The organism is Fundidesulfovibrio putealis DSM 16056, from assembly GCF_000429325.1.
Lineage (GTDB): Bacteria > Desulfobacterota > Desulfovibrionia > Desulfovibrionales > Desulfovibrionaceae > Fundidesulfovibrio > Fundidesulfovibrio putealis.
Window position 1 is genome coordinate 35861 of sequence record NZ_KE386886.1, and the last position, 21150, is coordinate 57010.

Genomic DNA, 21150 nt, shown 5'->3' on the forward strand with positions numbered 1-21150 from the left:
CAAGAGGATCGTTCATGCATCATGTCCTGACGCGCGCTCTCCTGCTGTGGGCTTTCTGCCTGGCCGTGCTCGCCCATCCGGCCCGGGCCTACGCGGAGCACGTCATCTCCTTCGATGCGGTGGTTGCGGTCCGCCAGGACGGCCTGACCGAAGTGACGGAGACCATCACCGCCCTGGTCCAGGGGCGCGACATCAGGCGCGGCATCTACCGAGACCTGCTGAAACCGCCCTTCGACTGGATCGGGGTCATGTCCGGCCAGCCCTATCAGGTGCTGGAGGTCCGGCGCGGCGTAGGCCCCGAGAACTGGCGCATGGAGGACAAGGGCGAGAGCGTGCGCATCTACCTGGGCCACAAGGATTCTTTCCTGACGCCGGGCGTCTACACATGGACGCTGCGCTATCTGGCCGCGTCGCAGGTCCGCTTCTTCGACAAATACGACGAGATCTACTGGAACTTCACCGGCAACAGCTGGAGCTTTCCCATCGAGCGCGTACGGGCCGTGTTCATCGTTCCGCCCAGAGCGAATGTCCGTCAGTTCGCCGGGTACACCGGCCCCAAGGGCGCGCAGGGCCTGGATTTCACCGTCAGGCAGGAGGGGTCGGGGCGCATCGTCTTCCAGACCACCCGAGCCCTGCAACCGGGCGAGGGGTTCACGGCGGCGGTGGCCTGGCCCAAAGGGTTCGTGGCAAGCCCGTCCGCCTGGGAGCGACTGCTGCACGCGCTCTCCGTGAACAGGTTGCTGGCCGCGTCGCTTGGGCTGTTCGCGCTGCTCATGGCCTACTATCTCGCGGCCTGGTTCAAGGTGGGGCGCGACCCCGACAAGGGGACCATCATCCCGCTCTACGCGCCGCCGCCGGACATCTCCCCGGCAGCCGCGCGCTACATCTCCCGCATGGGCTACGACGACAAGGACCTGCCCTGCACCATCGTCAGCCTGGCAGTACAGGGTCTGGTGACCATCACGGAAAAGGACAAAGGGGAATTCAGCCTGAAGCAGCGCAAGGAGCAGAAGACGGCTTCCAGGCTGGACGAGGACAGCGCCATGCGGGTTCTCTTCAAGGGCGGCTCCCCCCTGGAAGTGGAACGCTCCAACCGCACCGCGCTGAACGACGCCCAAAGCGCCCTGCGCAAGGCGCTGCGCGATTCCTACACGGGGTATCTCTTCAACCCCAACCTCGGCTGGTTCTGGCCCGGAGTGGCCATAGCGCTGGCTGCGGGCCTGTGCGCTGTGTTTTCCGGGCCGAGCACCGACCAGTCCCTGTTCATGGCGGCCTGGCTGAGCATATGGACGGCGGGCACGGTCATGCTGCTGTCGCGCGTGGCAGCCTCCTGGCACGAGGCGGTCAAAGGCCGGGGCAGCTTCATGGCCTGGGCCGGAGCCATCTTCTTCACGGCCTTTGCCACTCCCTTCGTGCTGGGCGAGTTCGCGGGACTGTTCTTCCTGGGCGCGGCCACCACGCCCCTTGCCGCCGCGATACTTTTGGCCTCCGGCAGCGCCTGCGCAACGTTCTACCATCTGCTGAAAGCCCCCACCGAGGAAGGGCGCAGGATCATGGACCAGATCGAGGGCTTCGCCCTGTACCTGGGCGTGGCCGAGGAGGAGCGCCTGAACCTCGTCAATCCGCCCGAAGAGACGTCCGAATTGTTCGAGAAGTTCCTGCCCTATGCCATGGCCCTGGGGCTTGAGCACCAGTGGGGCAAGCGCTTCGCCCAGGTGCTGGCGCGGGCCGCCCAGTCGCCCGACGGCTACACGCCGGTCTGGTATCACGGGTCCAGTTGGGACGTCTCTTCGCCCGGCGACTTCTCGCAGAGCCTGTCCAGCGGCTTCTCGTCGGCCATGGCGTCGAGTTCCGGTTCGTCTGGGAGCGGAGGCGGGGGCGGTTCCGGCGGCGGCGGCGGAGGCGGCGGTGGCGGCGGCTGGTAAGCGAGCCCGTTCCGGGCAACCCGGCGTTGGCGAGTATGGCGTTCCCAAATACGAGAGGGACTCGCAGCATTCGCAGTAGGGGAACGCCTCCGGCGGCCAAAGGGCTGCGCCCTTTGGAATCCGCAAGTATCCCAACCTGTTGCCGACTTACCCCTTTGTCCGGGCAGCGGCGGGCGATAATTTTGGGAAATCCCTAAGCAGCCAAGTTATTAGTCTGACCCGTGAAACACATGCCCATGTTCTTCACGGGTCCGGCGCTAGCGCCCCTGGGCCTTGGCGATAAGCTCCGGCCTGTACTCGAAGTGCATGATGTCGAACTCCGCCCATTTTCCGCCCCAGATGAATCCGTGCCGCTCGAACACTTCGGCCACTTCCGCCGGGAAATCCTGGCGCAGCTTCAACGGATTGTTCCCCGTGTACCAGCGCCAGTAGCCGTTTTTCTTGGCGTTCAGGTCGATGGCCGCGCCGAAGCTGTGCATGGACAACCGCTCGGTCCCGGCGATGGGCCTCCAGGCGAAGGTGCCGCTCAGCGGCAGCACGTGGCCTTTGAATCCGGGATGCGCGGCCAGCAGGGCTTCCAGGTCGCGCCCCACGGCTTCAAGCGCCTGGGCTGCGCCGTTTCGCTGGTTGAACAGCACTGTCTTGCCCAAAAAGGACACCGGCACGAGGTTGGCCTTCACCTCGGTGGCATCGTGGCCGTAGGCAGCCTTGAACAGGGCGACCACCCGGCGGCGTCCGGGATGAAAATTCGGCGCGGGTTCGGCGGTGACGCGCGAAAGCGGATAGGGCTGGGCCAGCATGTCCTCGATGTCCGGGTCGTCAAGCGCAGCCTCGGCGTCCTTGGCGCGGCCGTCGTCGTAGACGATGCGCGCGCCGTCGGAGAGCACGAGCCCGTCTGGCGTCACCGAGGCCACGGCCTGGGGAAAGAAGCGTCGGATGAGGTCCAGGTCGGAGGCCTTGTCCGCCAGGGCGGGCGCGGCCAGACAGAGTATGAATGTGAGGGAGAAAAGGAGCTTTTTCACGGGCCGCATAGTGTCATGCGGCCAGGGCGGCGTCAATTTCGGCACCTGCCGGAAGATGCGGCGGAACCTATTTGCGGGTCATGATCCGGGTGAATATGTCCTGGGAGTTCTTCTCGGCCTGCCGGTGCTCTTCCGAGGTCAGGCCAGCGCCCAGGGCGATCATGCGCCGCATGTCCTGGGAGACCAGGTCGCCCGGCGCGTGGGCGTCGTTGTTTATCACAAGCTTCGCCCCGCAGGTGCGCGCCATCACGGCCACGTGTCCGTTGGTCAGGCTGTGGCCCTTGCGGGTGGTGATCTCCAGGTGCACGCCGCGCTCGGCGGCAAGCCCGGCTTCCTCGATGGTGATGAGCCCCGGATGGGCCAGCACGTCCGCTCCGCCCTCGATGGCGGCCAGGTTCGTGCCGCGAAGCACGGGCTCCACAATGGTCTCGCCGTGCACCACCACCAGCTGGGCTCCCGCCCGGCGCGCCTCGGTGATGAGGCCTGGGATCAGCGCCGGGGGAATGTGCGTCAGTTCAACGCCCACGGCCAGGTTCACGTCCAGGTGCGGGCCGGTGTCCTCGGCGAAACGCAACAGGTTCTCGATGATGAGATACATGTTGGAGGGATCGGCGTGGTCGGTGATGGCCAGCCCCTTGTATCCGGCCTTGGCGGCGCGGCGGGCGAGTTCGGCGGGGATCAGCTCGCCGTCGGAGAACGTGGTGTGGGTGTGCAGGTCTATCATGGCTCTACATCTTGTATTTGTTGTCGCCGGGGTTGTAGCTTTCCAGGATGTCCGTCCACTTGTCGTCGCCGTCGGAGGCGATGACCGGCTTGGGCTTTCCCTCTGCCAGGGACGCGATCACGGCGGGGTCCACCAGGATGGACGCCCCGGCGCGCAGGGCCAGGGCCACGGCGTCGGAGGGCCGCGCATCGATCTGGAGGGTCTTGTCCCCCTGCTCCACGGACACGGCCGCGTAGAAGGTCCCCTCGCTCAGGTGCGTGACCGACACGGCCTTCACGGTCCCGCCCATGAGGCCGATTGTGGAGAGCAGCAGGTCGTGGGTCATGGGCCGGGGCAGCTTCACGTCGTTTAGCGTGAGCGAGATGGCCATGGCCTCCATGGCGCCGATCCATATGGGAAGGGTGAGCTTGTCCTCAAGGTCCTTGAGGATGAGCACCGGGGCCTGGGTATCTTCGTCCAGCGCGAGGCCGAACACTTTCATCTCGATCATGACGACTGCTCCCCCCACAAGGAATGCTTCTTGGCCTGGATGATGCGCACCGGGACGATGCGTCCCGTCAGGTCATGCGCGGAGGGCGCTGCGGCGAAGTTCACCACGCGCCCGGCCTCGTCGCGGCCCTTCCAGGCCGGTTCCTCGGAGTCCCGCCGGGCTCCGGGGCCTTCCACCAGCACCTGGGCCATGCTTCCTGCCAACTCGTTCAACATGGCCTGCTGCTGGTCATTTTGCAAGGCCTGAAGCTCGGCCAGACGCCAGGATTTGATGTCGTCTGGCACCTTGGGCTCCATTTTGGCCGACGCCACGCCTGGACGGTCGCTGTAGAGAAACGAAAAGGACGTCTCGAAGCGCGCGGTGCGGATAAGCTCCAGGCTGGCCCGGAAATCCGCCTCGGTCTCGCCGGGAAAACCCACGATGAAGTCCGTGCTGAGCGACAGTTCCGGCCTCGCGCCGTAAAGCGCCTCCACCTTGGAGAGATACTGCGCCAGCGTGTACTTGCGGCCCATGCGCTTAAGCACCGCGTCCGAGCCGGACTGCACCGGCAGGTGCAGGCTGGGGCTCAGGTTAGGCAGCTCGCCGAAGGCAGCGATCACGTCGTCGGCCAGATCCTTGGGGTGCGAAGTGGTGAAACGTAGGCGCGACACCCCCTCCATGGCGGCCACGGCGCGCAGGAGCTGCGGGAAGCTCATCCCGTCTCCGCCCGCGTCCAGACCGAAGCTGTTCACGTTCTGGCCAAGAAGCGTGATGTCCTTCACGCCGCTTGCGGCCAGGGCGCGGCACTCGGCCAGCACCGAGGCGCTGGAGCGCGACTTCTGGCGGCCGCGCACGTGGGGCACGATGCAGTAGGTGCAGAAGTTGTCGCAGCCCTGCATGATGTTCACGAAGGCGCGCGGGGACACGGCGGTTGCGGGCAGCGCCGGGTCGCGCTCCACGTAGGACTGGGTGAAATCCAGAAGCGACAGGCGAAGCTGCGGCTCTTCGGCCAGGCGCACCAGCGCCTGCGGGGCCTGGGAGATGCCGTCGGTGCCGAACACCAGCCTCACAAAGGGGAAGCGGTCCCACAGGCCCGCGCCCACCTGTTGGGCCACGCAGCCGCCCACGGCGCAAAAAATGGCCGGATCGCGCTCCAGATGGGCGGCCAAGCGCCCCAGCAGGCTGTAGACCTTCTGTTCGGGCTTGTCGCGCACGGAGCAGGTGTTGACGATAAAGACCTGGGCCTCGTCGGCAGGAACCTCCTGCCAGCCTAATTGGGCCATGCTGCGGCCCAGCCAGCCGGAATCGGCGGCGTTCATCTGGCATCCGAAGGTGAGGACGTGAAACTTCATCCTCATATCATACGTCATGTATGGAGAGCGGTCAAAGGGAGGGGCCGGGCCTTCGCCCTTGACAGCTGACGGGCCGGACTGCAATTGGACCGACAGGCATGGAAATTCACGCATCAGGAAATCCAGACAATGCCTGGGCACTCCATATGGCACGTACTTTTATAAAATCGTGACGAAATGATGCCGTGAATGCGCCACACCGCTCGACCAACCTTGTTAGCAACACATACAAATCCCGCTTCAACGCATTCAAGAGGATCGCAGTGAAAAACAGATTTCGCAGTATCGAGGCAGTTGTCTCATCTGTCATCGGCGTTCTGCTTCTTGTGGCCATTGTCAGCCTGGTGATTTACGTATCCAGGTCTTTCTACTCCAACACACTGAGCATCGAAACCAGGGGCATGGGCGAAGCGCGGGCAAAGCTCGCCGCAGCGACCAACGACTTCATCGACAACACCCACGGCACGGTCCAATCAATAGCCCGCCAGCCCCACGTTGCCGACGTGCTTAAGGGCGACGCCGTCCCGCTTCCGGTCATCGCGGGCCAGCTGTCCTCGCTGGTGGACACCCGCAAGGACTTGAACAGCGCCTTCATCCTGGACAAGACCGGCAAGGTGGTGGCCGGGTTCACCTCGCAGGGTGAATCCATGGCCGGGATGGACCTGTCCGGACGTGCCTACTGGAAGGACATCCTGCGCGGGCAGGACTTCATCTCCAAGACCATTTCCAAAGGCGCGACCACAGGAGCGCCGGTCTTCCTGGTGGTCGTTCCGGCGCGCGACGCGGCCGGGGCAGTCGTGGGCGGCGTGGGCATCGCTGTGAACTGGTCGCGCTTCGTGGAGAGCCATATTCTGTCGGTGAAGATCGGCAACACCGGCTACGTCTACATGCTCGACGAAAGCGGAACGGTGATCGCGCATCCGGACAAGACCAAGCAGCTCACGGACGCGAGCGGGGTGGCTCACATCAAGGACATCCTGTCGCGCAAGGAAGGCTTCATGCGGGTTGCGTCCGATGGAGCCGAAAACGTGCAGGTGTTCGGCCCCATCGAGCGCACCGGCTGGATCGCCTGCGTGAGTGAAAGCGAGGAGGAGCTCGCGGCGGAGGCCACGGCGCAGCGCAACATCTTCATCGCGGCAGGCGCGGCGCTCTACGTGCTGCTGCTGGGCATGATCCTCTATCTGGTCCGCAGGCTAGTGATAAAACCCCTGGCAGGCATCAAGGACTATACCTTCGAGGTGGCCTCGGGCAATTTCCAGGCAACGCTCAAAGGCACTTTCCATTACGAACTGAGCGAACTGGCAGACAACATCCAGCACATGACCCGCGAGCTCAAGCATAAGCTGGGCTTCGCCCAGGGAGTGCTGGACGGGCTGACCATCCCCTTCATCGTCTGCGACGCCTCGGGCAGGGTTACCCGCACCAACCATGCCATGCTGCGACTCCTGAAAAAGCCGGGGACCCCGGACGCGCACACCAGCGAGCAACTGGGCGAGTTCTTCTACGGTGACGCAGGCCGCCAGACCATCGCCAGGCGCGCCATGCAGGAGCGCAAAGCCTTCGAGGGCCAGGAGCTGAGCCTGCACTCCGGGGGTGACGTGCTGCACCTGTCCGTGGACGCCGCTCCTATCTACGACCTGGACCAGTCCCTCATCGGAGCCATCACCATCATCACGGACCTGACCGCCATCAGGGCGCAGCAGTTGCGCATAGAGGACCAGAACGCAAGCATCACCGAGGCGGCAATGGGCATGGAGGACATCTCCGAGCACGTGTCCATGGCCACGCAGGAGCTTTCGGCCCAGATCGAACAGTCCACAAACGGCGCGCAGGAGCAGTCCGTCCGCGTGGCCGAGACGGCCACGGCCATGCAGCAGATGAACGCCACGGTGCTGGAAGTCGCCCGGAACGCCTCCCAGGCCTCCGAGACCTCCGAACACGCCCGGAGCAAGGCGGTGTACGGGGCCGAGGTGGTGGGACAGGTGGTCAGCTTCATCGCGCGCATCAACGAGAGCTCCCGCACGTCCAGCACGGATATGGAGGCGCTGGGCAAGCAGGCCCAGGGCATCGGGCAGGTTCTGGGCGTCATCTCGGACATCGCGGACCAGACCAACCTGCTGGCGCTTAACGCGGCCATCGAGGCGGCACGCGCCGGAGACGCCGGGCGAGGCTTCGCCGTGGTGGCCGACGAGGTGCGAAAGCTGGCCGAAAAGACCATGACCGCCACCAAGGAAGTGGGCGAAGCCATCGAGGCCATCCAGCAGGGCACGCACAAGAACTCCCAGAACCTGGAGCTGACCGTGAAGGCCCTGGAGGAAGCCACGGGGCTTGCCGAAAAGTCCGGCGTGGCCCTCAAGGAGATCGTGGACCTGGTGGACCAGTCCACCGATCAGGTGCGCTCCATCGCCACCGCGTCGGAGCAGCAGTCCGCCACCAGCGAGGAGATCCACCGCAGCGTTGAGGACGTGAACCGGATCTCCTCCGAGACCTCGCAGGCCATGGAGCACTCCGCGCGGGCCGTGGGCGACCTGGCCGGACAGGCCCGGGAACTCAGGCGGCTGATCGCCGGGATGCGCCAGCAATCAGGCGGCGCGCAACTCTCCCTGAGCGCCTGATCACACGCCGCAAATACGAACGGGGCGGCCACAAAGACCGCCCCGCTTCATTTCCTTCTGCCGCCATTCCCGCCCTATCCCAGCCAGGCGGCGAACCGCTCCAGCACAGCGTCCCGCATGGCGTCCACGCTTAAGCTCGCGGCGTCCAGCACCAGCTCGGCCTGGGGGTCTTCCTCGAAGGGGACGTCCACGCCGATGACCTGCCCGAGACCCTCGAACTTCTGTCCCGTGGCTTTTCGCTTCATGGCCTTGGCGTAGAGCCCGGCCATGACCGTGCCGTCGGGACGGGCGCTCTCGCGCTTCATTGCGGTGGTGACGCCGCAGCGCAGGTGCACCTCGGCGAAGCGCTCGATGATGCCGCGGGCGTAGCGCCGCATGGAAAGCTGCGACCCGGAGCCGTCCATGAGCACCACCCTGCCCTCCCGCACAAGCACGGCGGCCTCGTCGGCGAACATCCGGTAGGCCTCGGCGCGTTCCCTGGCGGTGTAGATGGGACGCGGGGTGTAGTGCTTGCGGCGGTCGTCCATGCGCAGGTGCACCACGTCCAGCCCGCGCGTCTTCAGCACTTCCAGCACCGCGCCCGCCACGGTGGATTTGCCCGCGCCGGGCAGGCCGGTGAACCACAGGGCAGCCCCCGCCTTTCCGGCTTCAGGCTCGTCGTCGTCTTCCAACGCGGTATTTCCATCAATCTGCATGATACTACCATGTTCCCATTCTATCCCGCGAAGCCCATTGAGGGTCCAGGGGGATGATCCCCCTGGCGGGAGAGTCCAGAGAGGGCGGAGCCCTCTTTGGCCGCCGGAGGCATTGTCCACGGGTCAACTAATCCAAATACTTGTTAATCCCCCGCCAGTCGAACTTTTCATCCTCCAGTACCCGCTCAAGGAAACGCAGAAGACCCTCCCGCACCGGCTCGGGGTGGTGCGGATACCACTGGGGCGAGGCGATCACCAGCCCGCGAAACATGTAGAAGGGCGCGATGACCTCCAGGATTTCCTCGTCGCCGGTGCGCTCCAGATACTCTTCCCAGAATGACAGATAGAGCTTCTCGAACGCGCCTTTGAGCCTGGGCTTTCCCAACTGCCCGTAGAGCCCGAAGAGCACGAAGTTGAGGCTCATGGTGGCCACGTCGTCGGCGGGTTCCCCGTATTCGCCCCGGCTGCGGTCCAGCACGGAGAACTCGTAACGGCCGCCCTCCTCGCGCACCAGGGTGTTCCAGGGGTGGAAGTCGCCGTGCACCACGCTCAGGCGGTGGGTGTAGCGGCGCAGCTTCCAGCGCCAGTCGATGATGCGCTTCTCCAGGGCCTGGAAGCGCTCGGGGGGAAATTTGTCGTAGGGGTAGGGATAGGCGTCCACCAGCCCGAAGATGCACTCGGAGGCTCCGATCAGGTCGCGCACGCGGCGCAGGTAGAGGTCTGGGTCTTCGTATTTGGCCGAGTGGATTTCGGCGAGCCAGGCGGCGAAGCCGCGCGACAGGTCGATGTCGGCCTGGGTGGCCGCCGAAGCGCCCTCGGGAGCCCCGGAAGCGACTCCCGCTCCAGCACCCTCAGCCGAGCCATCGGAGACTGGAGCGCCGCCTGCGGCCTGGGCGTTCAAGGCAGCCTCGTCCCTGCCGATGCGCTCCAGGTGCAGGTAATAGTCCTCGCCGTCCACCAGTTCTGTCAGGCTGAAGAACTCCTTGGGCTCCACCACGGCCACCATCTGGTCGCGCGCGTCGAAATAGCCGAGCCCCAGGGGCTTGGCGTGCCGGGCTAGGCGGCCCGAGGTCTCGTGCTGGAACATGAGGATGGCGGCGCGGTCCCAGTAGAACTGATGGCCGTACTTGTCGCCGCGCATGATGGACAACACGGCGGACTGGAGCTTTCCGCCCACGGAGTACTCCACGCGAAGGGGCTTTCCGTAGCCGAACTCCTTCATGCCCTGCACGCCGTGCGAGCCGATCTCCCCCAGCCAGGAGATCCTGGCGGTGTTGCCGTAGAGTTGCGTGAGATACGCCTGGATCTTCTCGGAACTTACGCGAAGCGGGGTCTTCTCTTCGGTGCCGGTGCGCATGGGGTGCCTCCGTGGCCGATTTTATCCGTTGCCCGCCGCCAGAAAGTAGTCCTTGAGGCGCAGGTCCTCGTGCTTGATGTGGTTCACCAGCCAGCCCACCAGGAAGTTCTGGAGTTTCAGCAGCTCCCCGCTGTCCGCCGCGTCCCGGTTGGTCTCGTAGCTTGCGACCAGCGCCGCGAAGGCTGCATGGGCGCCCTGGTGCATGGCAAGCTCCGGGCAGCCGCACCGCGCGAGCAGCTTCTCCTCGGTGGCGAAGTGGTAGGTGACGTAGTTCTTGAGGCTGTCCAGCACCACGCCCAGGGCGAAGGCGTCGTCCTCCGCGCCGATCCTGTCGTGGAAGCTGTTGATGACCCGGAAGAGTTCCCGGTGCTGGGTATCGACGATCTCCACCCCGATGGCAAACGACTCGTCCCACTCGACGATGCCCATGATCGGCTCCTCTTGGCGGCGACGGCGCGGAGCCGAAGCCCCGCGCCTGTTTCCGGCAATGCTCTATTCGGCCGGGCCGAAGTTCTCTTCGTAGCGCGCCCAGAATTCAGCCTGGGTGAAGACGTGCTCCTGGGTGCCGTGCTGCTCCACGCAGTAGGCGGCGGTCACCGCGCCCATGCGCGCGGCCACGGGCAGGGATTTGCCCAGGGCCAGTCCGCGCAGAAGGCCCGAGCGGAAGGAGTCGCCCGCGCCGGTGGGGTCCTTCACGCCGGAGATCCTGGCGGCTGGGACCTTCGTCTCCACGCCCTTCTCGTTTATCACCGAGCCTTGCTCGCCCAGCGTGGTGATGAGCGTGCCCACACGGTGCAGGATGGACTCCTTGGAGAGGCCGGTGGCGTTCATGATGAGCTGGAGCTCGTAGTCGTTGGTGATCAGGTAGCTCGCGCCGGTGAGCATCTCGGCCAGCTCCTCGCCGGAGAAGGCGGTGATGTTCTGGCCGGGATCGTAGAAGAAGGGGATGCCCAGCTCCTTGAATTTGGCGCTGTAGTGCTTCATGTCGGCCAGGCATCCGGGGGCCACGATGCCCAGGGTGTCCGCCGGATCGAAGGAGTCCACGGCGAATCCGGCCTGGACCTTCATCGCGCCGGGGTTGAAGGCGGTGATCTGGTTGTCCGACTGGTCCGTGGTGATGTAGGCCCCGGCGGTGAACTCCTCGGGGACCAGCTTGATGCCCTGCATGCTCAGGCCCTGCTTGGTCAGCCAGGCGGCATAAGGCTCGAAGTCCTTGCCCGCCGAGGCGACGATCAGGGGGCTGTCGCCCAGAAGGCCCAGGGAATAGGCGATGTTGCCGGCCGTGCCGCCAAACTTCTCCTGCAGGCCCTCCAGGACGAAACAGACCGAGAGGATGTGCAGCTTGTCGGGCAGGATGTGGTCGGCGAACTTGCCGGGGAAAGTCATGATCCGGTCATAGGCCATGGACCCGAAGACGAGGATGCGCATCAAGGCTCCTTACCGTTGGGGACCGGTCTCGGCGGCGATCCAGTCCAGGAAATCGGGGTTGCCGTCCGCCACCGGCAGGGCCACTACGCAGGGAACATCGTAGGAGTGCAGCTCCTTGACCCGCTTGACGACCTTGTCCACCAGCTCGCGGCGGGTCTTGGCCACGAAGCAGGCCTCGTCTTCCTCCTGGACCGCGCCGTCCCACCAGTAGACGGAGCGCAGGCCGTCCAGCACGTTGACGCAGGCCACCAGCCGCTCGGACACCAGCGTGCGCCCGATGGACAGGGCCTCGGCTTTGTCCCTGGCGGTAACGTAGACGAACATTGCGTCCATTGGAGTGCCTTGTTTTCTGGAGGCCATGCCCGTGTGGCGTTCGCAAAACACGCTCATACTGTCTATGACCTAAACCAAGAGAACCAGTTATTTTGTTTTTGAAAAACATGCTCATGTTTTTCAAAAACGAGACACGATCCCAGGGTCCGGCACAGGGGCCAGCGCACAGCCGCCCTATTCGCAGACGGGCTTGGCTCCGGGCTGCTGGGCGGCCAGCCATTCCACCACCACGGGCTTCTCGGCGGCGGAAACGGCCGCGCCTTTGCCGATCATGCGGGTCACGGTGGCGTCCCAGGCGGCCTTGTCCTTGGCGCCGAAGCCCGCGCAGACGCGCTTGGTGTTGTGGCACTTGGAGCACGCGGCGGTCACGGTCTGGGACGCTTCCTGGGCGAAGGCCAGGCCTGCCAGGGACGCGGTGACGGCCAGCGCGGCCACTGCTGCGGTCAAGCGGGTACGTGTCATAGGATGGTCTCCTTGAAAAGGGATTTGCTAGCCTGTTCCATACACGACGCCCCGTTTTTTGCAACGCATCAAGGCTTGCCCGCAGGGCCGTGCCCCGGCTAGTACTGCGCCATGCAGCGACGCGACGTGCTTCTCGGCTATTATCAGGCCATGCTCTCGGCCAACGGTCCGCGAAACTGGTGGCCCGCAAAGACCCCCTTCGAGGTCTGCGTGGGCGCGGTGCTCACCCAGAACACCGCCTGGAAGGGCGTGGAGAAGGCCCTCTCCAACCTGGAGCGGGCCGGGGCGCTCGATCCCCGCACGCTCCACTCCCTGAGCCTGCCCGACCTGGAGCGGCTCATCCATCCGGCGGGATATTTCCGGGTGAAGGCCCGGCGGCTGCGGAACCTCCTGGACTATCTGGCGGCAAGCTGCGATTTCGACCTGGGACTGCTGGCGGAGCGCGACATGGCGGACGTGCGCGGGGAGCTGCTGGAAGTGAGCGGCATCGGCCCGGAGACGGCGGACTCCATCCTGTGTTATGCGCTCCAGATGCCGAGCTTCGTGGTGGACGCCTACACCCGGCGCATCCTCTCGCGACACGGCCTTCTGCCCGAGGACGCGGACTACGAGGAGACGCGCGACTTCTTCATGGACGTGCTGGACCCGGACCCCGCCCTCCTGGGCGACTTCCACGCCCAACTGGTGGGCGTTGGCAACCAATACTGCAAAACCCGGAATCAGCTGTGCGACACATGCCCCTTGGGTTCCTTCCTCTCCTGATCGCGGCCCTTCTGGGCCTCGCGCCGCATTCCCTGGCCCAGCCCCCGGCAAAACAGCCGCCTGCGGAGCCCACCCAGGCCGAGCGCGCGGCACGCCCCGAACTTGACAAGATCCTAAGCGACATCACTTTTCTTGAGGCGCGGCTGAAAACCCAGAAGACCCGCCAGGCCGCGCTCTCGGGCGAACTGGCCAGGCTCGCGCGGGAGCGTCAGGCTACCGAGGACGAACTGGCAGGCCTTGCCGCCCAGTTGCGTGCCCTGCTCCCCAAGCTCTGGGAGATGGACGTGCGCCTCAAAGGCATGCTGAGCGCCCCCTCCGCCCCCTGGGACGAGACGGACCGCAGCCTGAACTGGCTCGGCGCGCAGTATTCCGAGGTGCGCGGGGACCTCGCGCGCTTGAGCACGAAGAACAGCGAGCTGACCGCCAATCTGGCCAGGGAAGCAGAGCTCAAGCCAGAGGCCGACGCCCAGAACGCCCTGGTGGAAAAGACCCGTGACGCCCTCCTGGAGGCCCGCCTGAAGCTGCGGCGGGAGCTGGCCTCCGTGCGCCATGAACGCCTCGCGCCACGGGAGCAGCTGGAGCGCATCCTGGAGATCGTGGCCCAGGCCGAGCTTTCGCCAGCCATGGTCCAGGACAAGCCCCTGGACGCGGCCCAGGGGCAGCTTGCGCGCCCTGTTGCCGGGGAGGAGGTCCAGGCGTTCGACCCGGAGGCCACCCCTGCGCGAAACGGCTTGGGCTTCAGGACCGCCAGGGGAGAGGCCGTGCGCGCCGCCTACTGGGGCCGGGTGGCCTTCGCGGGAGAGATCAAGGGTCTGGGGCAGGTGGTGGTGCTGGCCCATGGGGGCGCAGCGGCCACCGTGTATGCCCATCTGGCCCGCCTGAGCGTGAAGCCGGGCCAGGATGTGACGCGTGGCGAAACACTCGGAGTTGCGGGTGAGTTCCCGGCTCCCGGTGCTTCCGGCATGTCTTTTGAATTGCGTTTCGGCTTGAAACCAAGTAACCCCAGCCGATGGTTTGTGGCCGGTCACGTGACCGTCCCGACCCCGGCATCCTGATTCATCCGCACTATTGCGGTCGGATTTTCGCTGGAGGCGATATTATGTCCCGCTTTTCCAAGGCTGGGTTGGCCGTCATGGTCGTCGCCCTGCTTCTTACTGCCGGGCTTGCCCTGGCCCAGGAGGACCGCTTCGGCCCTCTGAAACGTTTCAGCCAGGTGCTCGAGCTGGTTGAAGGCAACTACGTCAAAAGCGTGACGCGCCAGGAACTGATCGACGGCGCAATCGTGGGCATGCTGCAGCAGCTTGACCCCCATTCCAGCTTCCTGACCAAGGAAGACTTCAAGGAGATGCAGGTCAGCACCTCCGGCGAGTTCTCCGGCATCGGCATCGAAATCACCGTGGAAAACGGCCGCATCACGGTCATCTCCCCCATCGACGACACCCCCGCCGACAAGGCCGGCCTGCGCGCCGGGGACGTGATCGTGGAGATCGAAGGCCAGTCCACCCAGGACATGTCCCTGATGGACGCGGTGCAGCGCATCCGCGGCCCCAAGGGCAAGCCCGTCTCCATGACCATCGTGCACAAGGGCAGCAACAAGCCCGAGAAGCTGCGCATCGTGCGCGAAGCCATCCCCATCGTGTCCGTGAAGGCCTCCGAGGTCGAACCCGGCTACCTGCTGGTGCGCATCACCCGCTTCAACGAGAACACCACCAACGAGCTCAAAGACGCCGTGAAGAACGCCTCCAAGGCTGAAGCGCCCATCAAGGGCATCATCCTGGATCTGCGCAACAACCCCGGCGGCCTGCTCGACCAGGCCGTGAGCGTCTCCGACTTCTTCCTGTCCAAGGGCCGCATCGTCACCATCAAGGGACGGCGCGACGAGCAGCGCAAGGACTTCGAATCCAAGAAGGACGGCACCGAAGTAAGCATGCCGGTCACCGTGGTGATCAACGCCGGTTCCGCCTCCGCCTCGGAGATCGTGGCCGGTGCGCTCCAGGACAACAAGCGCGCCCTGCTGGTGGGCGACAAGACCTTCGGCAAGGGCTCCGTGCAGACCGTCATTCCCCTGAACGACGGCTCCGGCGTCAAGCTGACCACCGCCCTGTACTACACGCCCAGCGGCCGCTCCATCCAGGCCGAGGGCATCGAACCTGACTTCAAGGTGCCCCTCCAGGACCTGGACAAGGAAAAGGACCTCTTCGCCCAGGGCCATCAGGTGCGTGAGCGTGACCTGTCGCGCCACCTGGACAACCTGAGCCGCAAGAAGAAGACCACCGAGAGCGGCGATCCCAAGGTCAGGATCAAGGAGCTCATGGAGCGCGACAACCAGCTCAAGCTGGCCCTGGAACTGCTTAAGTACGCTCCCGTGACCTCGGCGGCCAACTAACCGGACCACCATGCCCAAGAAAAGCCCCGGCAAGCCCCGGCGGCGTCCCGCAAAATCCCAGCGCGGCCGGAAAGACACTCCGGCCGCGCTCGTTTTCTTTGCGGGCGTGGCCGTTGCAGCCATCATCCTGTTTTTCGGCTACGCCTTCTTCTATCTGCCGGACCAGAAGGCCCCCAAGACTCCCACCGCACAGACCAAGGCTCCGGCTCCCGCCGCCCCTGCGGCTCCGGCTCCCGGCACGCCCGCGCCTGCGCCCACTCCCGAGAAGCCTGCCGCGTCCCCGGATACGCCTCCGACGGCCCCCGCTGCCACTGCACCGGCGACACCGGCCCAGCCCGAACCGCCGCTTAAAGCCGGCAGCCCGCGCCTGACCATCGTCATCGACGACCTGGGCGGCTCCCTGGAGCAGGCCAGGGACCTTCTGGACCTGGGCCTGCCCGTCACCTTCTCCATCATGCCCAACCTCCCCCACACCAAGGACGTGGACGCCATGGCGGCCAAGGCCGGGATGGAGGTCATCCTGCACCAGCCCATGGACGCGCACGGCTCCGCGCCGCAAGCCGCCGGAACCCTGCGCACCGGCATGACCGTGCCGGAGACCGCCGCCATCCTGGCCGCGCATCTGGCCCAGGCGCCCCACGCCGTGGGCGTCAGCAATCACACCGGCTCCAAGGCCACAGAAGACGCCGTGCTCATGGCCGCAGTCATGGCCGACCTCAAGGGGCGCGGGTTGTTCTTCCTGGATTCGCTCACCTCGGCCAAGAGCGTCGCGGGCAAGGAAGCCGCGAAAGCCCAAGTGCCCACCCTTTCGCGCACCGTGTTCCTGGACAACGAGCGCGGCCAGCAGCCCACGCTGCTCATGCTGGCCCAGGCCGAGAAGGAGGCCCGCGCCAAGGGCCGCGCCGTGGCCATCGGCCACCCCTACCCCGAGACCATCGCCGCCCTGGCCGCCTGGGACATCCGGCGCGACAAGTCCATCGCCCTGGTGACCCTCTCCCGGCAGCTCAAGGGCAATTGAGGCTCGCCGAACCAACTGATTATCTCGCCTGAAACGCGCCCATGCCCGCATGATCCTGCGGGCATGGGCCGATCAGGCCGGACCTCGTCCCTTCCGCTCGACCTCGGCACTCGCCCCCCCCCAGACGCGGCGACCCTGTCCGCCACGCACCGCATGACCATACGTGTGCATTGCGCTGATACGCTCCCCCATGGTATGAATTCCCCCGCATTTGCCAGAATCTGGCGACAACAGCAGACAAGGAGCAGGCATGAAACGTTTTCTCACACTGATGGCCGCAGCCGTTCTGGCGCTCGCCGCCACCACGGCGCTGGCCCAGCAGAAGGTCGTCTCCATCACCCAGATCGTGGAGCACCCCGCCCTGGACAACGCCCGCAAGGGCTTCATGGACGGCCTGAAGGAGATGGGCGTGGACGCCAAGTTCAACGTCCACATCGCCCAGGGCAACGCCGCCACCAACGTGCAGATCGCCGGGCAGATGCTCGACGAGAAGCCCAACCTGGTGCTGGCCATCGCCACCCCCGGCGCGCAGGTCTGCGCCCAGAAGATCAAGGACATCCCCGTGGTGTTCACCGCCGTGTCCGACCCCGTGGGCGCCGGCCTGGTCAAGACCATGGAAGCCCCCGGCGGCAACCTCACCGGCATGACTGACATGCCCCCCGTGGACAAGCAGCTCGAGCTCATCAAGACCATCGTGCCCAAGGCCACCCGCATCGGCATCGTGTACAACGCGGGCGAGGCCAACTCCGTGAGCCAGGTCAACGCCGTGAAGGCCGCAGCCGCCAAGATGGGACTCACCGTTGCCGAGGCCACCGTGGCCAACTCCGGCGGCGTGTTCCAGGCCGCCAAGAGCCTCGTCGGCAAGGCGGACGCCATCTACATCGGCCTGGACAACACCGTGGTCTCCGCCTTCGAGTCCGTGGTGAAGGTCTGCGAGGAGAACAAGCTCCCCCTGTTCAGCTCCGACAACGAGTCCGTGTCCAAGGGCGCAATCGCCGCGCTGGCCATTGATTACTACGCCATGGGCAAGCAGACCGCCGCCATGGCCAAGAAGATCCTGGACGGCGCGAAGCCCGCCACCATGCCTGTTGAAAGCCTGAAGAACCTGGACGTGCACCTGAACCTGAAGGCCGCCAAGGCCCAGGGCGTCACCGTGCCGGAAGAGGTGGTGAAGAAGGCTGTGAAGAAGTTCGAGTAGATCGCCCGGTACGTACTTTATGCGGGGGGAACGGGGTCAGCCCTGTTCCCCCTTTGTTTTGTGAGTGGACTCAATACGGGCGTGGCGCTCCGCGCATTCGCCCCCGTGTTGAACGCGCTGCCGCAAGGATCAATCGACTTGCAGGGAGCGAAACCATTCCACCTGATCGGACAGCCCGAATACGAACGTTCCCCGATGATTCGCCCTGTCACCGGCAAACACGGCCTGGGACTCGGCCCCGCCGATGGCCCGCTGATACTCCACGGGAAGCGTGGCTACGTACGGGGGAACGACCTCATCGATCTTTCCGTAGTAGAAGCGCGTTTTGGTCTTGAAGCGCCAGCAGTAGGCTATGTTCTCCTGGAGCTTCGCGAAAAAACCGCCTCCGGCGATCGCTCCGAGCTCCGCGAATTGTTCCTGCACGAAGTCTTTGCTGTAAAATGGCAACTCCTTCTCCGCAGCTTCCCAGGACATCGAATTGCCGTACAATTTGCGCGCGGCCGCCAGGTACTCGGGCCTGACCGCATCCGAGCGAAGCGTCTGCGGTCCGTAATAATTCTCATACGACCCCAGTATGAGAAGAGTCACGCCTACGAGCCAGTTGACGTCCTGGGGCGATTTTGCGTTCAACCACCTCTCAAGGCAGAGATAGAGATCGTTGGGCGTACTTGCTACGCCCAAGGCGGCCACCGGGACGCCGCTGGCTTCGAGCTTCTTCAAAAACACCAGGGTGCTGTATGAGCCCTGGGACCAGCCGCTCAGGAACAGCTTGCCGAGGCCGACGCCAAGCTCGGCGCAGACCGCCTTGGCCGCGAAAAGCATGTCGAAGCAGGCCTGGGCGGTGCTGTCCTTCACGAGATAGCTGTCCGGCTCGGTGGAGACGCCCTTGCCGATGTAGTCGGCGGCGACGACAACATAGCCCTGAGCGGCGAAGCTGGCCAGCACCAGCCGGGTTTCTGCCGACTGCTCGGGAGAAGACGGCACCTCCGTTTTCGAAAACACGGTCCCATGCTGGTACGACACGACATCAAAACGATCGCCGCCCGTCTGCGGCACAGCCACAAGACCGGACGCGACAGTTCGCCGGTTATCCTTCTCCGGGATCACAGTGTCATAGGTGACTTTGTACAGCTTGACAGCGTACCGTGCAGGGGAAAAGATGGTCTTTTCTTTTGTGAATTGCTTTAAATCATTCGCCAGAATGGCGTCTAGTTGTTCAACGCCATATTCACCGATGTATTCGTATTTCACAAAATCATTCTTGCCTGGAGATTTTCCGTTTCCAGCCGAGCAATGAACAGATGAAAGCAACACGACAAGCAAACTCGACAGCACAAACACAGCACGCATAACGGTCTTCCTTGTTCTTCTTTCAATTGGATGTATCCAAGCGGCGTCATTCAATTTGCGTCGCGACGCCGAACACTCGTGCTCCAATCGCCTGGGCGCAATCCGGCTTTCTTGCCACAATCACTATATGGCAGTCCCGTCAACCACAACCGATTCCAGGGGGAATACAGCCCCGCGCGCAGGGAGACCTGGAAGTCCCGACTCTCGCCGTGCAAGACTTTTCAGGGGCGAGAAGGCGTCCCGGACTTTACAAACCCGGCTTTTCGAGGCAAAGCTCCGGGGTTTCGCGGCCAATAGCGCCATAATCTGGAGCCATCACCGACATGTCTTTTTACGCATTCATCGGCGCGCTCGAACAGGGCTTCGTCTTCGGTCTCATGGTGCTGGGGGTGTATCTCACCTTCCGCATCCTGGACTTCCCCGACCTCACCGTGGACGGCTCGCTCCCCCTGGGCGCTGCCGTGTCCTCCGTGTGCATCGGCGCGGGGATGGACCCCTACCTGTCGCTCATTCCGGCCACCCTCGCCGGGTTCTGCGCCGGTGCGGTCACGGGCCTTCTCAACACGCGCCTGAAGATTCTTCATCTGCTGTCTTCGATTCTGACCATGATCGCGCTGTATTCCATCAACATCCGCATCATGGGCAGGCCGAACTTCACGCTCCTTGGCAAGACCACGGTGCTCGACCCCCTGGCGGCGCTTGGCATGCCCTCCTGGATGGCCGCGCCCGCGCTGTTCGCGCTAATAACCATCCTGGCGGCCGTCACGCTCATCTGGTTCACCCGCACGGAGCTTGGCCAAGCCATGCTGGCCACGGGCGACAATCCGCGCATGATAACGGCGCTCGGCGTGAACACCGGCAACATGATCATTTTGGGCGTCGGCCTGTCCAACGCCATGGTGGCCCTGTGCGGCGCGCTGGTGGCCCAGAACCAGGGCTCGGCGGACGTGAACATGGGCGTGGGCACCATCGTTGCGGGGCTTGCCTCGGTTATCATCGGGGAGACGCTGTTCGGCCAGGGGAGCATCTCGCGCATGATCCTGGCGGCGGTGTTCGGCTCGGTGGCCTACCGGCTGGCCATCGCCTTCGCGCTGTCGCTCAAGGTGGGCAGCTTCTCCTTTTCGCCCAGCGACCTGAACCTCATCACCGCGCTCATCGTGGTGGTCGCACTCACCGCCCCCAGGCTCAAACGCAAGGTTGCAGGCTGATGCTGACGCTCGAAGGAATCACCAAGCGTTTCCACAAGGGCAGCATCAACGAGGTGCTGGCGCTGGACGGCGTGAATTTGAACATCCGCCAGGGCGACTTCATCACCGTGATCGGCTCCAACGGCGCGGGCAAGTCCACCACGCTGAACTGCGTGGCCGGATGCTTCTTTCCCGACAAGGGGACCATCTCGCTTCACGGCGAGAACATCACCGCATGGCCGGAACACAAGCGCGCCCGCTTCATAGGCCGCGTCTTCCAGGACCCGCTCATGGGTTCGGCGGCCTCGCTCTCCATCGAGGAGAACATGGCCCTGGCGGACCGGCGCGGCAAGGCGCGCGGACTGTCGCGCGGCGTGAAGGCCCGCGACCGCGACCGTTTCCGGGAGCTGCTCTCCCAGATCGGCCTGGGGCTGGAAGACCGCCTGAAGGACAAGGTGGGCCTGCTCTCAGGCGGACAGCGCCAGTCGCTCACCATGATCATGGCCACCATGGTGCGCCCGGACCTCTTGCTGCTGGACGAGCACACCGCCGCCCTGGACCCCAAGACCGCCGGACACGTACTGGAACTTACGGACAAGATAGTGGAATCGCAGAAGCTCACCACCCTGATGGTGACGCACAACATGAACCACGCATTGAAGCTGGGCAACCGCCTGATCATGATGCACCAGGGCCGCGTCATCCTGAACATCGAGGGCGAGGAGAAGAGCCGCTTCAGCGTGGAGGATCTGCTCGAACGCTTCTTTACCCTGAAGGGAGAAGCGTTTTCGTCGGATAAGATGCTCCTGGTGTAATAGCCGACCTGCGCGCGGGGACAGGGGTGTTTCCTGGGTGCGGGCATGATCT

20 protein-coding genes are annotated in these 21150 nt (G+C 64.7%); 9 read left to right on the top strand and 11 right to left on the bottom strand.

Annotated elements, in window-relative coordinates; all coding sequences use genetic code 11:
- Positions 1-14: 14 nt before the first annotated feature.
- A complete protein-coding gene (locus tag G453_RS0120335; protein WP_027192511.1) occupies positions 15-1925 on the top strand; it encodes a DUF2207 domain-containing protein in 1911 nt (636 codons plus the stop codon).
- Between the two features lie 257 nt (positions 1926-2182).
- Here G453_RS0120335 and G453_RS25585 read toward each other — a convergent pair whose 3' ends face one another.
- The 4 genes from G453_RS25585 to miaB all read right to left on the bottom strand — a co-directional run bounded on the left by G453_RS25585 (position 2183) and on the right by miaB (position 5492).
- Complete coding sequence (locus G453_RS25585) at positions 2183-2947, bottom strand: M15 family metallopeptidase (protein WP_169725385.1); 765 nt, start codon at positions 2945-2947, stop codon at positions 2183-2185.
- A gap of 67 nt (positions 2948-3014) precedes the next feature.
- Complete coding sequence (locus tag G453_RS0120345; protein ID WP_027192512.1) at positions 3015-3671, bottom strand: histidinol phosphate phosphatase domain-containing protein; 657 nt, start codon at positions 3669-3671, stop codon at positions 3015-3017.
- Positions 3672-3675: 4 nt separating this feature from the next.
- A complete protein-coding gene (locus G453_RS0120350; RefSeq protein ID WP_027192513.1) occupies positions 3676-4161 on the bottom strand; it encodes a bifunctional nuclease family protein in 486 nt (161 codons plus the stop codon).
- On the bottom strand, positions 4158-5492 hold the full coding sequence (miaB, locus tag G453_RS0120355; RefSeq protein WP_043646973.1) for a tRNA (N6-isopentenyl adenosine(37)-C2)-methylthiotransferase MiaB: 1335 nt from the start codon (positions 5490-5492) through the stop codon (positions 4158-4160). The genes G453_RS0120350 and miaB overlap by 4 nt, the downstream gene beginning before the upstream one ends.
- Positions 5493-5755: 263 nt before the next feature.
- On the opposite strand from miaB, the gene G453_RS25590 reads away from it, so the two are divergent.
- Positions 5756-8107: a methyl-accepting chemotaxis protein gene (locus G453_RS25590; protein WP_156921037.1), complete on the top strand. Its 2352-nt coding sequence runs from the start codon at positions 5756-5758 to the stop codon at positions 8105-8107.
- 74 nt (positions 8108-8181) lie between these two features.
- On the opposite strand, the gene G453_RS0120365 is transcribed toward G453_RS25590, so the two are convergent.
- The 6 genes from G453_RS0120365 to G453_RS0120390 form a co-directional block, all read right to left on the bottom strand.
- A complete protein-coding gene (locus tag G453_RS0120365; RefSeq protein ID WP_084502628.1) occupies positions 8182-8802 on the bottom strand; it encodes an adenylyl-sulfate kinase in 621 nt (206 codons plus the stop codon).
- A gap of 127 nt (positions 8803-8929) precedes the next feature.
- On the bottom strand, positions 8930-10159 hold the full coding sequence (locus G453_RS0120370; protein WP_027192516.1) for a phosphotransferase family protein: 1230 nt from the start codon (positions 10157-10159) through the stop codon (positions 8930-8932).
- A gap of 21 nt (positions 10160-10180) precedes the next feature.
- Positions 10181-10588: a bacteriohemerythrin gene (locus G453_RS0120375; protein WP_027192517.1), complete on the bottom strand. Its 408-nt coding sequence runs from the start codon at positions 10586-10588 to the stop codon at positions 10181-10183.
- A 63-nt stretch (positions 10589-10651) separates the two neighbouring features.
- Positions 10652-11587 (bottom strand): carbohydrate kinase family protein, encoded by a 936-nt coding sequence (locus G453_RS0120380; RefSeq protein WP_027192518.1) that lies wholly within the window; start codon positions 11585-11587, stop codon positions 10652-10654.
- Positions 11588-11596: 9 nt separating this feature from the next.
- On the bottom strand, positions 11597-11920 hold the full coding sequence (gene cutA / locus G453_RS0120385; protein WP_027192519.1) for a divalent-cation tolerance protein CutA: 324 nt from the start codon (positions 11918-11920) through the stop codon (positions 11597-11599).
- Between the two features lie 174 nt (positions 11921-12094).
- Positions 12095-12382, bottom strand: a complete 288-nt coding sequence (locus G453_RS0120390; RefSeq protein WP_043646976.1) for a hypothetical protein — start codon at positions 12380-12382, stop codon at positions 12095-12097.
- A gap of 111 nt (positions 12383-12493) precedes the next feature.
- Here G453_RS0120390 and G453_RS0120395 point away from each other — a divergent pair, with 111 nt between their 5' ends.
- The 5 genes from G453_RS0120395 to G453_RS0120415 all read left to right on the top strand — a co-directional run bounded on the left by G453_RS0120395 (position 12494) and on the right by G453_RS0120415 (position 17746).
- The gene (locus G453_RS0120395; RefSeq protein WP_027192521.1) at positions 12494-13144 is read left to right on the top strand and encodes an endonuclease III domain-containing protein; all 651 of its coding nucleotides are present in this window, start codon (positions 12494-12496) and stop codon (positions 13142-13144) included.
- The gene (locus G453_RS0120400; RefSeq protein WP_027192522.1) at positions 13117-14199 is read left to right on the top strand and encodes a murein hydrolase activator EnvC family protein; all 1083 of its coding nucleotides are present in this window, start codon (positions 13117-13119) and stop codon (positions 14197-14199) included. Before G453_RS0120395 ends, G453_RS0120400 begins: the two co-directional genes overlap by 28 nt.
- Positions 14200-14276: 77 nt before the next feature.
- The gene (locus G453_RS0120405) at positions 14277-15530 is read left to right on the top strand and encodes a S41 family peptidase (protein WP_235731833.1); all 1254 of its coding nucleotides are present in this window, start codon (positions 14277-14279) and stop codon (positions 15528-15530) included.
- A gap of 10 nt (positions 15531-15540) precedes the next feature.
- A complete protein-coding gene (locus G453_RS0120410; RefSeq protein WP_027192524.1) occupies positions 15541-16548 on the top strand; it encodes a divergent polysaccharide deacetylase family protein in 1008 nt (335 codons plus the stop codon).
- 250 nt (positions 16549-16798) lie between these two features.
- Positions 16799-17746, top strand: a complete 948-nt coding sequence (locus G453_RS0120415; RefSeq protein ID WP_027192525.1) for an ABC transporter substrate-binding protein — start codon at positions 16799-16801, stop codon at positions 17744-17746.
- Between the two features lie 129 nt (positions 17747-17875).
- Here the strand turns inward: G453_RS0120415 and G453_RS0120420 are convergent, their stop codons facing one another.
- Entirely contained in the window at positions 17876-19096 is a 1221-nt protein-coding gene (locus tag G453_RS0120420) for an alpha/beta hydrolase family protein (RefSeq protein ID WP_027192526.1), read from the bottom strand.
- Positions 19097-19419: 323 nt separating this feature from the next.
- Here G453_RS0120420 and G453_RS0120425 point away from each other — a divergent pair, with 323 nt between their 5' ends.
- Both G453_RS0120425 and G453_RS0120430 read left to right on the top strand, forming a co-directional pair.
- Positions 19420-20304, top strand: a complete 885-nt coding sequence (locus G453_RS0120425) for an ABC transporter permease (RefSeq protein WP_027192527.1) — start codon at positions 19420-19422, stop codon at positions 20302-20304.
- Complete coding sequence (locus G453_RS0120430; RefSeq protein WP_027192528.1) at positions 20304-21098, top strand: ABC transporter ATP-binding protein; 795 nt, start codon at positions 20304-20306, stop codon at positions 21096-21098. Before G453_RS0120425 ends, G453_RS0120430 begins: the two co-directional genes overlap by 1 nt.
- The last annotated feature ends 52 nt before the right edge of the window (positions 21099-21150 follow it).

What these genes read in the sequence shown, in the direction of transcription:
- G453_RS0120415 (WP_027192525.1), top strand. Translation starts at nt 16,799, where the DNA reads ATGAAACGTTTTCTCACACTGATGGCCGCAGCCGTTCTGGCGCTCGCC.
- G453_RS0120365 (WP_084502628.1), bottom strand. Translation starts at nt 8,802, where the DNA reads ATGCAGATTGATGGAAATACCGCGTTGGAAGACGACGACGAGCCTGAA.
- G453_RS0120410 (WP_027192524.1), top strand. Translation starts at nt 15,541, where the DNA reads ATGCCCAAGAAAAGCCCCGGCAAGCCCCGGCGGCGTCCCGCAAAATCC.
- G453_RS0120430 (WP_027192528.1), top strand. Translation starts at nt 20,304, where the DNA reads ATGCTGACGCTCGAAGGAATCACCAAGCGTTTCCACAAGGGCAGCATC.
- G453_RS0120405 (WP_235731833.1), top strand. Translation starts at nt 14,277, where the DNA reads ATGGTCGTCGCCCTGCTTCTTACTGCCGGGCTTGCCCTGGCCCAGGAG.
- G453_RS0120370 (WP_027192516.1), bottom strand. Translation starts at nt 10,159, where the DNA reads ATGCGCACCGGCACCGAAGAGAAGACCCCGCTTCGCGTAAGTTCCGAG.
- G453_RS0120350 (WP_027192513.1), bottom strand. Translation starts at nt 4,161, where the DNA reads ATGATCGAGATGAAAGTGTTCGGCCTCGCGCTGGACGAAGATACCCAG.
- G453_RS0120425 (WP_027192527.1), top strand. Translation starts at nt 19,420, where the DNA reads ATGTCTTTTTACGCATTCATCGGCGCGCTCGAACAGGGCTTCGTCTTC.
- G453_RS0120390 (WP_043646976.1), bottom strand. Translation starts at nt 12,382, where the DNA reads ATGACACGTACCCGCTTGACCGCAGCAGTGGCCGCGCTGGCCGTCACC.
- G453_RS0120400 (WP_027192522.1), top strand. Translation starts at nt 13,117, where the DNA reads ATGCCCCTTGGGTTCCTTCCTCTCCTGATCGCGGCCCTTCTGGGCCTC.
- G453_RS0120395 (WP_027192521.1), top strand. Translation starts at nt 12,494, where the DNA reads ATGCAGCGACGCGACGTGCTTCTCGGCTATTATCAGGCCATGCTCTCG.
- G453_RS0120335 (WP_027192511.1), top strand. Translation starts at nt 15, where the DNA reads ATGCATCATGTCCTGACGCGCGCTCTCCTGCTGTGGGCTTTCTGCCTG.
- miaB (WP_043646973.1), bottom strand. Translation starts at nt 5,492, where the DNA reads ATGAAGTTTCACGTCCTCACCTTCGGATGCCAGATGAACGCCGCCGAT.
- G453_RS0120380 (WP_027192518.1), bottom strand. Translation starts at nt 11,587, where the DNA reads ATGCGCATCCTCGTCTTCGGGTCCATGGCCTATGACCGGATCATGACT.
- cutA (WP_027192519.1), bottom strand. Translation starts at nt 11,920, where the DNA reads ATGGACGCAATGTTCGTCTACGTTACCGCCAGGGACAAAGCCGAGGCC.
- G453_RS0120375 (WP_027192517.1), bottom strand. Translation starts at nt 10,588, where the DNA reads ATGGGCATCGTCGAGTGGGACGAGTCGTTTGCCATCGGGGTGGAGATC.
- G453_RS0120345 (WP_027192512.1), bottom strand. Translation starts at nt 3,671, where the DNA reads ATGATAGACCTGCACACCCACACCACGTTCTCCGACGGCGAGCTGATC.
- G453_RS0120420 (WP_027192526.1), bottom strand. Translation starts at nt 19,096, where the DNA reads ATGCGTGCTGTGTTTGTGCTGTCGAGTTTGCTTGTCGTGTTGCTTTCA.